The following is a 14,182-nucleotide window of genomic DNA, read 5'->3' as shown; positions in this document are numbered from 1 at the left end:
GCCGCCCTCCCGCCGCCCGCCCGCATCGCCGTATCCCCTTGAAAATCCCGCCCTTTTTCCCCAATCCCGCGCGCATCGGCGTGCCCGTGCGCACCGCCCGATCTCCCGCGTCACCTCCATGCGACGCTTTTCCACGACTTACATCACCCCGCGCGCACCGGGCGCGCACTTGTGTCATACCGATGCGCCATTCGTGCAACCCCTATGCGAAAACCGACCAAATCCCCATCCCCCGATCCCCACTTCCGCGTCACCCCCCCCGTTTAGCCGCGAGCCAACGGCGAGCGCTCGCGGAAGCGCTATCCTGCGGGTCGCGGTTAAACGGTCGCGTTGATTTGTCTTGCATCGTGCGGCGGCGGTGTTGGCGGATGGTCATGGATGGATGATGCAGGTGAGAAATCGGGGAATTGATGTTGACCCTGGTCCGGGCGGGGGGTAGGGTGAGGTCATCGGGTTTAGGCGCAGTTCTGTTGTCGGCAAATCAATCGCGGCAGGCGTGACTGGAGGGTTACGCGGATGGACGTCAAACGACACGGGCGCGTGGCGGGTTGTGGCATCGGGCCTGGCGGGGCATCGGGCTGGGCCGGCGGAATGCGGGCGGCGATGGGGTTGTGCGTGCTGCTGGCGATGGGGCCCGGCGCGAAAGGGGCGCAGACGTTTTATGTGGATTTCGTCGGACCGGGCACGGCTGCGCCGGACGAGATGTACACCTACTCGGCGCCGCAGATCGAATTCGTGATCGACTATCTCAACACGCGCTTCATGCAGCACGGGATGACGTTCATCGCGGGCGAGCGGCCGGATGCGGAACTGTTCAGCGCTTCGCTCATCACGCTCAACACGCCCGGGTCGTCCAGCGGCGCCGAGCACATCGACTTCCGCAACGAGGACCACCACGATCACGCGGACATCAACGCCTACACGACGTTCACGACGTTCCTGGGCGTGGCGAGTCCGAGCGCATCGGACATGGCGATCGGGACGGCGAACCTGATCGGGCACGAGGCGGAACATCTGATGGGCATGCGGCACCACGATGCGCTGACGCCGGTCGGTGCGGGGCTGGGCGCGGGGATCGTGCCGGGCGATTTTTCGCCGAGCTATCCCGGCCCGTCCGGCGCGACGGGCAGCGGGATCACCTTCGCCGACCTGCACGCCGGCGGATCGCTCTCGTATGCGACGCTGACAAGCGATCTGTACGTCGGGGAGCGGACGGCGGCGCGACTGGCGGCGGCTCAGTTTCCGTTCACGCACACGGACGAGACGGCGACGATGAACCACATGGTGAGCACGGCGATGGAGGTGCCGACGCCGCTGATCGCGCTGCCGTATCCGTATCGTCCGCCGACGCCGCCGGGCGAAGCGGAACTGGTCGCGCTGAATGTGAACATGGCGAGCGTGTCGGGCATGCTCGATCCGATCCCCGACACGGGCGCATTCATGGGCGACTACTACAAGTTCTTCGGATCGGCGGGCCAGCGCTGGACGATCGAGGCGATGAGCTACCTTCTCGAAGAGGCAAGCCGCTACGCCGACAACGCCGACGTCGCCATCGCGCTGCTCGACGGGCGCACCGGGTTGCCGTCGGAAGGCGAGTTGATCGGCTATTACAGCGGGTCGGCGCTCAACGATGACGATGACGACAAAGCGCCGGGCGGAGGATCGTATCTGGGGTCGACGCTGCTGGATGTCATTTTGCCCTACACCGGGTCATACGTCATCGAAGTCTTCGCCGCCGGGCCGTCGCTCGGACTCGGCAAGCCCGGAACCGACGGCGGGAGCTACGAACTGTTCCTCTACAACACCGCCCCGGTCGCCATCCCCGAACCGACGAGCGCGATGCTTTTGACGATCGGCGCACTGACACTGGCGCGCCGGCCGAAGCGCTCCCCTTCGGGTCGCGGCTAAACGGTCAGATCGCGCGGCGGCGGCGGGTCAGGGGGGCGAAGGTGAAGAGCGTGAACAGGAACACCGTCGTGGGCTCGGGCGTGGGCAGGGCGAGCGTGTTGGGAAATTCGCCCGAGGCGGAGAAGGTGTCGGTGCCGTCGGGGGCGATGTAGTCGGTGTCGAGGGTGTGGGAGAAGTCGAGCGTGGCCGAGACATTCTGATACGACGAATCGATCTGAAGTTCGGTCGTGAGCTGGGCGACCCAGTCAAAGTCGCCGCCGGGTTCGAAGAAGTAGTCGATGAGGGCGTGGCCGGTCGCGTCGAGGGGGACGACGTGGGCGGGGTCGATGGTGAAGGGCGTGATGGCGTCGCCGATGTACCAGTATTCGAAGGCGATCCTGTTGGCCTGGACCTGGTTGTTGAGGTCCTGGACTTCGGGGCTGTTGAAGTCGCCCATGTCGTAGTGATGGTTGAGCTGCTCAATGAGATCGAGTGTGCCGGCCTTGTAGATGTTGAGGGTGAAGGCGGTGAAGATGTCGTTCTTGGGCTGACCGGCGGCGTAGCTGGTGGGGATATCGACGTCGGGGATGGACTGGGAGCCGGAGACGTTGAACTTGAATTCGCCTTTGGAGCCGTTGGACCAGAGGTAGGGCGTGCGCGTGCCGGCGTTGACGGCGTAGAACGTGTCGGCCATGGTGCTGATGACGGAGGCGTTGGCGTCGGATCGTCCGAGGGGGACGACGACCTGCGGGTTCTGTGCCGCGCCGAGCGCGAGCATGGAGAGGGCTTTGAGCTGGCCGGTGGCGAGGGAGGCGACGCCGTGGACTTCGTCGGTGGTGGGCTTGGCCTGGAAGTTGCCGTTGCCGTCGCCGTAGGCGAGCGTGTGCGTGCCGGCGGCGGAGCGGTCGAGGGTTCCGCCGGTGTAGTCGGTCTGGCCGTTCTCGACCATGTCGAAGTTGACGCTGGTGGCGGAATTGATGTAGACGGAGGTGTAGTGCGTCACGGGCGGGGCCATGACGACGGCGAAGGACGCGGGGGCGAACGCCAGACAAGCCAGCGCGGTAGCACACGCCGCACGACCCGAACGCAACACATTCGATACGAACATCCGCGACTCCTCCCCGCCCGGCAAGCGGGCTGAGCAATAGCGCCACTTCCACCACGCCCGGACACGACCGCGGCCACACGCCGCCGCCCGCGCGGTTTCGCAAGCGCGAATTGCAAAGCCCATGCCAATGCGATCCCCCGCGTCATGGTTCGATTCAGGCGATTCAACCTGCCGCGCGCGCCAATCCGGCACAGCGCGGCGGGGCGCCGGATGATCCATCACGGGACAAAATAAGTTAAGAAACTCGGGGGAATTCAGGGGTTTGTCATTGACGCGGCGCCTTGAAGCGAGAACAGTTTCACTAAACATATCGCGTCCCCAACGAGCCGCGCGCGTCAGCAAGCGGTCGAGCCCGCGTCCAATCACGTTCCTTGACCGCTTCCTCACGGTCGCGGCTCGTTGGGACCGCCATTATATTTGTGAAACCGCTGCTAAAATGTGTCAATGCATCCCGCGCGTCGAGCCCGAGCAATCAAATCGCTCTACATGACAATCGTTCTCGTTTGCTTTAGCTTCGTCATCGGCGGACTCGGTTTCGCGGCGATGGCGGCAATCGGTCTCTGGATTGACGTTGGACAGGTTGATTGGGGATTGGTATTGATCGTCGCCATTGCCGGCGGTGTCGCTGGAGTTTTGCAGTTCATTTTAGATTTCATTCGGCCTCGCCATATGCGTCGGCGATATTCGAAACATCCGGACCTACTACGGATGCGCTCTCGGCGGAAGGGCGCGGGGCGAACCACTCGGCCCATGCGATGAGGCGAAGCGACATGGCGGTCGATTCTACTGCTGGGCGGCGTCTTCGGCGAGGAGTTTTTCGATGACGTCTTCGACGTGGGACGTTTTGACGCCGATGATGCGGACGATGCCTTTGCGGTCGATGAAGGCGTAGGTGGGCCACCACATGACGCGGAAGGCGGGGGCGGAAGTGTTGTTTTCATCGCGGGCGGTGGCGTACTGGATGTTGTGCGCTTTGGCGGTGTCCTCGAATTTTTCCTGACCGCGCGTCGAGCCGCACACGCCGACGAAGACGACGCCTTTGTCTTTGTACTTGGCGGCGAGTTCGTTGTTGTGCGGGATGGCGGCGAGGCAGGGGCCGCACCATGTGGCCCAGAAATCGAGGACGACGATTTTGCCTTTCATGTCGTCGGCGGTGACGGGGCCGTTGATCCAGTGGGAGAGTTCGAGCGCGGGCATGGGCTTGCCGATCAGTTCGGCGTGCCTGGCGCGCTGCTCATCGGTGCGGTGCCAGGTCCAATCATCGGGAAATTCGCCGGCGAAAACGAGGGAAGTCAGCAGGGCGAACGCGGCGAGGATCGCGAGGGTGCGGCGCATGGGGCGGCTCCATGATCTGGTGCGGCGGATGCGGGATTGTAGGGGGGAAATTCCTGATGGGGTCAAAAAGAAGACCCACGCTTGAAAAGCGTGGGCTTCGGAGGGGGGATTCATCGTGTGACGATCAGCGGCGGCGGCGCGCGGCGGTCAGTGCGAGCAGGGCGAGGCCGGCGGGGAGAGCGGCGGGGGCGGGGACGCCGGTGACGAGTTGCCGGGCGGTCGGGTCGTTGGAGAGGGTGATGAGATCGACGTTGCCGCCGACGGTTCCGCCGGAGCGGTAGGATTCGACGCCGAGGGTGGTGATGCTGGTGGTGATGATGTTGATGGAGTTGAGCGTGGCGGTCGGGGCGCCGAGGTTGTTGACATCGGGGTCGATCCAGACTTTCAGATCGTCGTTGCCGGCGGTGTTGATGATGAGGTTTCCGAGGACGAGATGGGTGGTGTTGAGCGTGAAGACGCCGTTGAATGCGTTGTCGGTGGAGCCGATGAGTCGGAGGTTGTTGTCGACGGAGATGATTCGGAATCCGCTGTTGCCGCCGGTGCCGTAGGTGGGGTTGAATTCGATGCCGCCGCGTGCGCCGGAGACGGGTATGAGGAGGAAGGAGAACCAGACGTTTCCGGTCATCGCGGTGGTGAAGGTTCGCGAGTCGGCGGAGGAAGTATTGGCGTCGCCGCGGAGGGATTGTGCGGTGCCGGATTGGGTGAGTGCGAAGTTGGTTGAGCCGGGGGCGGCGAGGTCGCCGGCGATGACCTGGGGATTTGTCGAGCCGGCCCAGTTGTTGGCGAACCCGCTGCTTCCGGCCTGCCCATTGAGGTTGCCGGCGGACAGGTCGTTGAAGGTGATCTGGACGGTGGAGCCGAGGGCGAGGGACGGCAGGACCCATGCGACTGCGACCCACAATGATGCAAACACGCGCGTCTTCATTCGATGACCTCCCATAGTCGATTTGTCTCGTTCATCCATCCGTCGATGCGAAATGTGCCGCCGGTCCGCCGACGCCTCTTGCGAAGCGTCCATTATAAAGGACGGGCCGGTGGGGATTCAAGGAAAAATTCCATGTGGATCGTGAGCGAAATCGGGCGATGAGGCGGGGTCCCACGCTTGAAAAGCGTGGGCTTCGGCGGCTTGGCGGGCGAAGGTACAATGGCCGCGCCATGAGCACGCGACCGGCGATCAACGATCCGAAGTTCGACGACCTGGAGCGCATCGGCAGCTTCGAAGGCGCGGCCCTGCGCAGCGAGCGCGTGCGGATCATCTGCATGATGGTCGTGCTCGTCGTGTTGGGGGTGCATGGCGTGCTGCGCGTCTTCGATCCGGTGTTCGGGACGACGACGGTCGGCTGGATCCTCGTGTGCGTCACAAGCACGTACCTCGTCATCGAAGCGGCGATGCTCGCGCATGTGCAGCGGCTGATTCTCGCGGACCGGGCGATCAAGCGGTCGGTGCTGATGGGGCTGGCGGTGGTGGAGTGTCTGATGCCCACGCTGGTGCTGCTCCTGGTGTATCGGATGGTCGAGATCAATCCGCGCGTCGTGCTTGTTTCGCCGGGGTTTTCGATTTATCTGATGTTGATGCTGCTGGCGGTGCTGCGACTGGAGCCGATGTTGAGCGTCGTCGTCGGCGCGACGGCGTGCGTCGGGTACGGGTATACGGTCGTGACCGTGCTGTCGGGCTCGGGGAAGTTCATCGACGACGGGATTCCGCCGGTGATATTTCCGACGCAGTTGCTCGTGCTGGTGCTCGGCGCGGCGTCGTGCGTGTATGTGACGCACCGCGTGCGGCGGTACGTCGTGCTGGCGGTGCGCGAAGCGGAGGCGCGAAGGCAGCGCGAGCGGCTGGAGCGCGATCTGCAGATGGCGCATCAGATTCAGCAGCGCCTTTTGCCCGACGAAATGCCGCGGGTCCCCGGCTACGAAATCGCCGCGTTCAATCGGCCCGCCGATCAGACCGGCGGCGACTATTACGACTGGCAATCCCTGGCGGACAACCGCCTGATGTTCTCCGTCGCCGACGTGACCGGGCACGGCATCGGCCCCGCGCTGATCACCGCGGCGTGCCAGGCGTATGTGCGCGTCATGGCGATGGAGTCCGCCTCCGTCGAGCGCGTGCTGGAGCGCGTCAACGAACTGCTCGTCAAGGACCTGTCCGACGGGCGATTCGTCACGCTCGCGCTCCTCGAATACGACTTTGCGCAGCATGCCGGTCGGCTTCTTTCCGCCGGTCACGGCCCGACGTTCCTCATCACCGGCGGCGACGGACGCATGAAGTCCATCGCCGCACAGGGACTGCCCCTGGGCATCGCCGCCGGCGTTCCGATGGATCAGCCCATCGCGATCGCCCTCGAAGTCGGCGACGTCATCGCCATGTTCTCCGATGGTTTTTTCGAATGGGTCGGACCCGAAGGCAAGCAGTTCGGCCTGTCGCGCCTCAGTGCCGTCATCACCGAGCATCGCCACGCCTCGGCTCAACAGATCATTGAAGCGATGGATCAGGCGATCACACAGTTCGCCGCGGGGCTGTCGCAGCCGGATGACATGACGGCGCTATTGATCAAGCGCGTGGGGTGAAGGGGCGGGGGGACCCACGGTTGAAAACCGTGGGCTTCAGGGGGATGTCGTCGGCGGATCGGCGAAGATGGCTTCCGAGCTGACGATGTCGCCGCGCTGGTCGGTGGCGTTGAAGAACCACATCTTCGCACCGGCCGGCGGAGCGGGAGCCGTGAGGTGATCGCCTTCGATCGTCGCGGGGACGGTGATCCACTTGTGCTTGTTCATCGCGGCGTCGTCGATGGTGTAGTTGAGCACGGCGGAAGTGAGCGGCAGCGGGGCGGTGAATTTGCATGTGATCTGTTGGCCCATCACGACTGGCGCGTCGAGCTTCGCAAGGTCCGGCCCGTGCATCAGGCGGGCGTCGATGAAGCGGGCGATCTCCGGCGGGGCCCAGCCGGCGGGGTGACTGTGCGGCATGTTCACCGTCACGCGCACATTCCGATACGTCTCGCGCGGCACGGTATGCACGCTTTTCATCAGCGAGTCGAGCGGATACGCGAAGTCGTTGGTCCCATCGACGAAAAGAATCGGCATCGACACCGCCGGCAGATAACGCGACGGGTCCCAGAGGTTGACCCACTTGTCGCGCTGCTGCGGCGTGAACTTCTGATTGAACCACGGGAGCCAGACGCTGTTCTCATGCAGGTACCCGCAGCCATAGACCGGCACCGCGGCTTTGAATCGCGCATCGACGCCGGCGACGATGCACGTCAGATACCCGCCCCATGAAATGCCCGTCACGGCCGTGCGGTCGGTATCGACGAGGTCGAAGCTGCGGATCAGCGAATGGGCGCGGATGACATTGGCGACGGCGTGATACTCCCATTGTTCGGTCAGCGGCTTGTCGATGGCGCCGAACTTCTCCGCGTCCGTCTGATCGGGTCCGCCGTCGGGCAGCGCGGCACGATTCTTGCGATCGTTGGCGTCGCCGGTCCCGAGGGGCATCATGCCGCCCAGGTCCATCGCGATCGCCGCATACCCATGTTTCGCCCACAGTTCGACCCATTCGCGAAACGCCGACCCGCCCCCGCCATGCACCAATACCACCGCCGGCAACATGTGCGGCTTGTCCACATGATTGCCCAGCGTCGAGGGATCCGCGTAATATGCAAACACGCGCGTCGCATGACCCTGATACGGCTCCCCCGCATAAAACAACGACCGCACCGGCCCATCCGCATCGATCCATTCAAACTGCGGCACCTTGTCCAGCTCCGCAATATCCCACGGCGTCGCGGGGGGAATGGCATGCGCGTTCGAAACAAGCGAAGCAAAAACGAGCAAAACGATTGCTATGCGTCGAATCATGCGGCGCTCCATCGGTGGCTCAGGCAACGTCGGATTAATCAGCTTTCCTGGCGCGACTGATCATATTCTTCACTTGCGGACTCGTATTAATCGGATGGATTTGCGTATCCGGATGCTGATTGGCGAACACTCGGAATATCTCGTCGGCAAATGCTTGCCCAATCGACTCCACGCCTTTGAAGTCCAAGAACACTTCGTCAAAACGCTCAAAGCGCGAGACAACACGCTTGGCCTGCGAGCGCGAAATCAAATTCTCGTCCCCGAATTTCGCCAGTTCGACCGGAAAATGCGTGCGATTGAATTGATAATCCTCGCCGGAGAATCGATCGAAGACGTCCTTGAGAGTGACGTTTGTAAAAGGGTTGATCGTCATCCTGATGCCCGTTCCAAACCCCGAGTCGGCCTCATCCTCAAGCACCCAACTTTCGCCCGAACGGCTGACACGACAGAAAAATCCGTTGGCAATCATCGTGAACACCTCACAACTCCGAGATGTAAGAACGTGTGTGAGAAGGGGGCGTTTAACGAGCCGCGACCGTGAGGGAGCGGTCACGGCGCCGCTCATTGTTACCTGTTTCGACCGCTCCCTGACGGTCGCGGCTCGTTGATCCATGGCCTTCTCACACGCGTTCTAAAGAAAATGCCTTCACCTGTATGTCGGGACGGGTCCGTTGTGAATTTACCTTTCGCCAATTCAATGACGGCATCACGTGGATCGGTCAGATTGAGGGCATCACCGATTTTCTTGAAAATACCGATACCGTTGTCCACGACGCTCAATTCCACGATCGCCGCGGTTCTGATCAATTCGATTCGAACCAGCGAGCCATTCGAATGGTCGATCGCATTGTTGACCATCTCTGTCAGACCATAGTGGCAAAGGGTTTGAATCTCATCGGGAAGGTCATTTACTAACGGCGCGACAAAGTTGGTCCAAACACGGTCTTCTTCAAGCATGCCGTCGAGGGCAAAGGTATCCTTCCAGTGCCTGAGCACGCGCAGTTCATAGACGCGCCGGCGTGTCTCACCGCGTGCGACAAGTTCGCCGGCGTCGACAAGCTTGCGGAGATGCCGACTGACGGCCTGACGCGAAATCTGAAAGTGAGATGCCGTGAAGGTGGCGATATCCGCGCTGTGGTCTTGAACAGACGTGAGAATGAAACGTCGAACTTCATCATGGCCGGGTTTGTGAACCACGAAGCTATTTTACCCAATTGTCAACATCAGCGGATAAGAATGTTGACAATCGCCGCAACCCATTGATGATGATGATTTAATGTCGGAAATGTCGCCGGCCTGTGAGGATGAGGGTGGTGCCCGATTCGTTGCAGGCGGCGATGGTTTCGTCGTCTTTTTTGGAGCCGCCGGGTTGGGCGATGGCTTTGACGCCGGCGGCGATGAGGAGGTCGGGGCCGTCGCGGAAGGGGAAGAAGGCGTCGGAGCCGACGTAGGCACCCTTGGCGCGTTCGCCGGCTTTTTCGATGGCGATGCGGCAGGAGGCGACGCGGTCCATCTGCCCGGCGCCGGCGCCGACGAGGGCGTTGTCACGCACGAGGCAGACGGCGTTGGACTTGATGTGCTTGACGGCGGTCATGGCGACGCGAAGCTGAAGGAGGTCGGCGTCGGACGGGGCCGGGCCGGCGGCGTGTTTCCATTCGCTCAGGTCGAACGGCGCGAGGTCGCGGCTCTGGATGAGCAGGCCGCCGGTGATGCGTTTGGCATCGTACTCGGCGGGGTCGCGCTGGGCGGGGGCGGGCAGGGGGCCGGTCTCGAGAATGCGCACGTTGGCCCAGCGTTCTTTGAGCAGGGCGAGGGCGTCCTTGTCATAAGCGGGGGCGATGATGACTTCGAGGAATTTCTTGCCTTCGACGATCGCCTGCGCGGCGGAAAGGTCGATGGTCTGATTGAGCGCGACGATGCCGCCGAAGGCGGCGAGGGGATCGCCGGCGTAGGCATTGGTGAACGCCTCAGCGGGCGAGGCGGCGATGGCGAACCCGCAGGGGTTGGCGTGTTTGATGACGGCGGCGGCGCAGCGCTCGGCGGGGTCGATTTCCTTGACCAGCTCGAGCGCGCCGTTGGCATCATAGAGATTGTTGAAGCTCAGCTCCTTGCCATGAAGCTGGCGCGCCGCGGCGACGGAGGGTTCGGTCGCGCGGGGATCGACGTAGAGCGCCGCCTGCTGATGCGGATTCTCGCCGTAGCGCAGCTCCATCGCGCGCTCCAGGCGAATGAGCTTGGACGCCGGGAAGGCGGCGGTGGACGTGCCGGCCATCCACTCGGCGATCGCGGTGTCGTAAGCGGCGGTGCGTGCGAACGCCGCGAGGGCGAGTCGGCGGCGGAGGGCGAAGGTCGTCGCGCCCTTGGTGCGGTCCAGCTCGCTGACGATCTGGTCGTACTGCTTGGGGTCGGTGACGACGGTGACGGAGCGGAAGTTCTTGGAGGCGGAGCGGATCATCGACGGCCCGCCGATGTCGATCTGCTCGATGGCCTCGTGCTCGGCGACGCCTTCTTTGGACACGGTCTGCTCGAACGGATACAGGTTCACGCAGACCAGGTCGATGGGTTCGATGCCATGTTCTTTCATGGCGGCGACGTGCGACGGCTCATCGCGCAGGCCCAGGAGTCCGCCGTGTACGCGCGGGTGCAGGGTTTTGACCCGGCCGTCCATCATCTCGGGGAACCCGGTGACCTGGTCGATGGTGGTCACCTTGAGCCCGGCTTCTTCGAGCTTCTTGGCGGTTCCGCCGGTGGAGATGATCGTCACGCCCAGATCGGAAAGCTTGCGCGCGAAGGGGACGAGGTCCGTCTTGTCGGAGACGGAAATCAGGGCACGTTTAATTGGGACAAGGTCGATCATGATGGGAGTGCGGAGTTGGGAGTTCGGAGTGGGGATTGAAATACAGATCGCGGTCCCGGTTCGATGCAACCCGCAATCTGCAATTCGAAATCGATTTACCTTGGTGTAAGCTTCATGATCACACCATTGAGACGGATCAGGTACAGGTCGCCGTCGCGGGGGGCGCTGGCGACGATGTGCTGGACGGCGGGGACGGGGACGGATCGGACGATGTCGCCCTTGACGGGGTCCAGGAGGTCGACGCGGCCGGGGTTCATGATGTAGAGCAGATCATTGTGAATCCCCAGCGGCCGGGCGTGGGGCATGTCCTTGGTGAAGAGCTTGTCGCCGGTGATGGAGTCGAGGCAGACGAGGCCTTCGGAGGGGACGTAGGTCAGCAGATAATCGCCGACGAGCGTGGGCGGCGTGATGAGGGGGTCACGGGCGTAGTAGCGCCAGCGCTGGGTGCCGCTGGTGCGTTCGAGTGCGTAGAGGGATTGATCCTCGGAGGCGACGTAGACCATCAGATCGCTGGCGGCGGGCTCGGCGCTGACGCGTCCCCACGCCTTGGTGCGCCACAGGACGACGCCGGTGAACGGATTGAACGCCACGACGGCGCCGAGGGAGTCGGTGGTGATGAGGGTCGGGCCGGCGATGACGGGGTTGGTCGACACGGCGGAGCCGACCTGGTAGGTCCATCGCAGAAGGCCCTGGCTCACGTCCTGCGCGAAGACGACGCCGGTCGGGGAGCCGAAGATGAGCAGTCCGCCGACGACGACGGGCGTGGTGTTGGAGACGTAGGCGAGGGGGAAGACCTTCAGGAGGTCGCCGCCTTCGATGTCGTAGACGTAGGCGTGGATTTCGGAGCTGATGACGACGCGTTTGTCATCGCGGACGGGCTTGGAGAATCGCTCGATGTCGGAGCCGACCTTTTCGCGCCAGAGGATTTGTCCGGTGTCGGCTCGGATGCACGAGAGGATGTTTCCGGTTTCGAAGGTGACGAGCTTGTCGCCGAGGAGTTCGGCGTAGATGAGGCGCGAGCCGCGCGGGACGGCGAGGTTGCTGGTCCATTGGATGCCGTAGCCCATGTCCGCGGCGGTCTGGGGCTGGACGAGGAGTCGGCTGAGGATGCTCGTCTCCTGCTCGCAACCGCCGGCGCCGAACAGGGCGAGGATCAGAATCACGCTGGCCAAAGCTCGGCATCGGGTCATGCACCGGCCTCCGAATCGGCGTCCGGGCTGGGGTTGATCAGCTCGGACAGTTCCACTTGGTATTGCTCTTCCACGCAACAAAGCTGTTGAATCCGCCTCAGGTCGTCCTCGATGCGCTCGGCGAGTCGGAACACGTGGGGCCGACCGGCCAGGCGATTATTGAGGTCCGCAATCATCGGCCGCCAGTCACCGTCGTAAAGCTGATGCTTGAGCGTCAGCAGCAGCTTGTGCTCAGGCGTCAGCGCCGCGACGAACCGACGCAGCGGCTCGGGCAACCGATCAATCGCAGCTGGCTCTTTCACCGGCATGGGACACTCGGCTCCCGGGCGGCTCAGTATCGCCGTAAATGACCGATTGGTCAAGGGCTAGTGGGATGATCACGACCGAGGCGGGGGGGACTGAAGTCCCCCCGCCTTGGGGGAGTGAACGGCGTTAAGCGAGCGCAAGACCGTGCACGTGCACGTGCACGATTTGACGCATTGACCGGCCGGGCCTGTTGATCGGCAGATTGAGACAATTGATTCTGTCAAAGGTATTGGGGAGAATCGCATTGATCCGAGGCCGCATGTACAAGCTTCGGGATGGAGCAGGTCCATGACTCAGGCGGCCTTCGGCGGTGTTGCATTTTCCACGGACGTCGAGCTTTGGCTTGAATGCGGTGCGGCCCGTATCCCGCTCACGCAAGTCGCCCCGACATTCGTCCGCACCGATCATCCACGCGATCTTCCCGCGGGTCGTGCGACCATCATCATCAGTGTTGACGGACAAATCCAGTCCGTTCCAGTCATTCTGTGCAACGGCATGAAGTCGTCGGACGGTGAAACAACGATTCGACCCAATGACGCCGTGCCATTCTGAATTAAAGACGGATCAGGCGGCGCCGGCGTCGGCGGGCAGCGCCGCAGCGGCGAGGGCGGGCCAGTCGATGGGCGCTCCGGCGGCGGTGCGGTCGTAGATATGGTGCATCCGCTGCGCGTAGCGATTCAGATCAAAGCATTCGGTGGCGGCGGTCTGAGCGGCTTGCGAAAGCTCGCGCCGGCGGGCGGGGTCGTCGGCGAGGCGGCAGATGCGCTTGGCCAGTTCGCCGGGCGAATGCGGAGGGGCGAGCAGGCCGGCCACATCAGCTCGGACGTACGCCCGCACATGTTCGCTGTCCATCCCCGCGATCGCTTTGCCCGCGAGCATCGCCCATGCCAGCGGCAGCCCGCCGCCGACGCCGATCGCCAGATCGCAGCCGTCGATGACACGCCACAACTCCGCCAGGTCGGGCGTGATGCGCATCCGTTCACCGCGCCGCGTCGCATCCATCAGCCGCCGCGCACGCTCCGAAGCCGTCGAACCGGCCCGCAGCATCACGCGCAGTTTCCGGCCCGCTTCCTCGACAAGTCCGACCGCCAGCGCGCCGCGCAGTTCGTCCTCCGGCTCCGCCGCGTCGCCGAGCACGGTCGCCATCAGCATCGTCTCGTCGGTGATGCCCCATCGCATCCGCATCGCGCGACGGTCGCCGCGCTCGATCCGCCGTGCGTCCAGGCCGGGGGGAATGATGTGTGCTTCGAGCCCGCAGCGCGACGCGATCGCGCCGGCGATCGGCGCGTCGATCGCCGTGAGCGTCATCGCCCGGCGGCGAAGCGCCCGGCGCATGAGCCAGCGTGCATCGCTCGCCGTCGGCATGTGCGCGATCGTCGCCGTCATCGGTGATCTGATTCCGCTCATCGCCCCGATCGCCGCCGCCCGCAGGGACCAGGCATGCACCACATCGCCCGGCTTCGTCCGCCGCAGGGCGCTGCGCAATCGCATCGCCGCCAGCGGACCGGCTTCGACGCGGCAAAGTTCATGGGAAACCCCCGCCAGCGCCCCGGCCAGATCCTCGCGCAGCGCCGTCACGGTCTTTTCTTCGCGGTGATCGATCAGATGAACGATGTGCATGAACGAACGACCTGTGCTCGC

The 14,182-nt window shown here is 63.6% G+C and carries 13 protein-coding genes; 3 read left to right on the top strand and 10 right to left on the bottom strand.

Annotation, left to right across the window (positions count from 1 at the left end; all coding sequences use genetic code 11):
- Positions 1 to 516 precede the first annotated feature (516 nt).
- Positions 517 to 1,908, top strand: coding sequence for a hypothetical protein (locus GC162_19450; protein MBI1370815.1), 1,392 nt, complete (start codon positions 517 to 519; stop codon positions 1,906 to 1,908).
- Between the two features lie 4 nt (positions 1,909 to 1,912).
- Here GC162_19450 and GC162_19445 read toward each other — a convergent pair whose 3' ends face one another.
- From GC162_19445 to GC162_19435, 3 genes are all read right to left on the bottom strand, one after another.
- On the bottom strand, positions 1,913 to 2,995 hold the full coding sequence (locus tag GC162_19445) for a hypothetical protein (protein ID MBI1370814.1): 1,083 nt from the start codon (positions 2,993 to 2,995) through the stop codon (positions 1,913 to 1,915).
- Positions 2,996 to 3,778: 783 nt separating this feature from the next.
- A complete protein-coding gene (locus GC162_19440) occupies positions 3,779 to 4,444 on the bottom strand; it encodes a redoxin domain-containing protein (protein MBI1370813.1) in 666 nt (221 codons plus the stop codon).
- A gap of 10 nt (positions 4,445 to 4,454) precedes the next feature.
- On the bottom strand, positions 4,455 to 5,255 hold the full coding sequence (locus tag GC162_19435) for a hypothetical protein (protein MBI1370812.1): 801 nt from the start codon (positions 5,253 to 5,255) through the stop codon (positions 4,455 to 4,457).
- Between the two features lie 158 nt (positions 5,256 to 5,413).
- Here GC162_19435 and GC162_19430 point away from each other — a divergent pair, with 158 nt between their 5' ends.
- Complete coding sequence (locus GC162_19430) at positions 5,414 to 6,898, top strand: SpoIIE family protein phosphatase (protein ID MBI1370811.1); 1,485 nt, start codon at positions 5,414 to 5,416, stop codon at positions 6,896 to 6,898.
- Positions 6,899 to 6,934: 36 nt separating this feature from the next.
- Here GC162_19430 and GC162_19425 read toward each other — a convergent pair whose 3' ends face one another.
- The 6 genes from GC162_19425 to GC162_19400 all read right to left on the bottom strand — a co-directional run bounded on the left by GC162_19425 (position 6,935) and on the right by GC162_19400 (position 12,543).
- Positions 6,935 to 8,200 (bottom strand): prolyl oligopeptidase family serine peptidase, encoded by a 1,266-nt coding sequence (locus tag GC162_19425; protein MBI1370810.1) that lies wholly within the window; start codon positions 8,198 to 8,200, stop codon positions 6,935 to 6,937.
- Positions 8,201 to 8,222: 22 nt separating this feature from the next.
- Positions 8,223 to 8,801, bottom strand: coding sequence for a DUF4325 domain-containing protein (locus tag GC162_19420; protein MBI1370809.1), 579 nt, complete (start codon positions 8,799 to 8,801; stop codon positions 8,223 to 8,225).
- A complete protein-coding gene (locus GC162_19415) occupies positions 8,756 to 9,385 on the bottom strand; it encodes an ArsR family transcriptional regulator (protein MBI1370808.1) in 630 nt (209 codons plus the stop codon). Before GC162_19415 ends, GC162_19420 begins: the two co-directional genes overlap by 46 nt.
- Before the next feature lie 76 nt (positions 9,386 to 9,461).
- Positions 9,462 to 11,045 carry a bifunctional phosphoribosylaminoimidazolecarboxamide formyltransferase/IMP cyclohydrolase gene (purH, locus tag GC162_19410; protein ID MBI1370807.1) on the bottom strand — a complete coding sequence of 528 codons (1,584 nt, stop codon included), beginning with the start codon at positions 11,043 to 11,045 and terminating at the stop codon, positions 9,462 to 9,464.
- A gap of 95 nt (positions 11,046 to 11,140) precedes the next feature.
- On the bottom strand, positions 11,141 to 12,235 hold the full coding sequence (locus tag GC162_19405; GenBank protein MBI1370806.1) for a PQQ-binding-like beta-propeller repeat protein: 1,095 nt from the start codon (positions 12,233 to 12,235) through the stop codon (positions 11,141 to 11,143).
- A complete protein-coding gene (locus tag GC162_19400) occupies positions 12,232 to 12,543 on the bottom strand; it encodes a hypothetical protein (GenBank protein ID MBI1370805.1) in 312 nt (103 codons plus the stop codon). The genes GC162_19405 and GC162_19400 overlap by 4 nt, the downstream gene beginning before the upstream one ends.
- Positions 12,544 to 12,829: 286 nt before the next feature.
- On the opposite strand from GC162_19400, the gene GC162_19395 reads away from it, so the two are divergent.
- A complete protein-coding gene (locus GC162_19395) occupies positions 12,830 to 13,093 on the top strand; it encodes a hypothetical protein (protein MBI1370804.1) in 264 nt (87 codons plus the stop codon).
- Between the two features lie 12 nt (positions 13,094 to 13,105).
- Here GC162_19395 and GC162_19390 read toward each other — a convergent pair whose 3' ends face one another.
- Positions 13,106 to 14,161 (bottom strand): hypothetical protein, encoded by a 1,056-nt coding sequence (locus tag GC162_19390; protein ID MBI1370803.1) that lies wholly within the window; start codon positions 14,159 to 14,161, stop codon positions 13,106 to 13,108.
- Positions 14,162 to 14,182 lie beyond the last annotated feature (21 nt).

This window comes from Planctomycetota bacterium (assembly GCA_016125255.1).
In the GTDB taxonomy this organism is placed as follows: Bacteria; Planctomycetota; Phycisphaerae; order Phycisphaerales; family Zrk34; genus RI-421.
The sequence above is the reverse complement of the archived record's forward strand: the minus strand, read 5'-3'. Positions and strand labels throughout refer to the sequence as shown.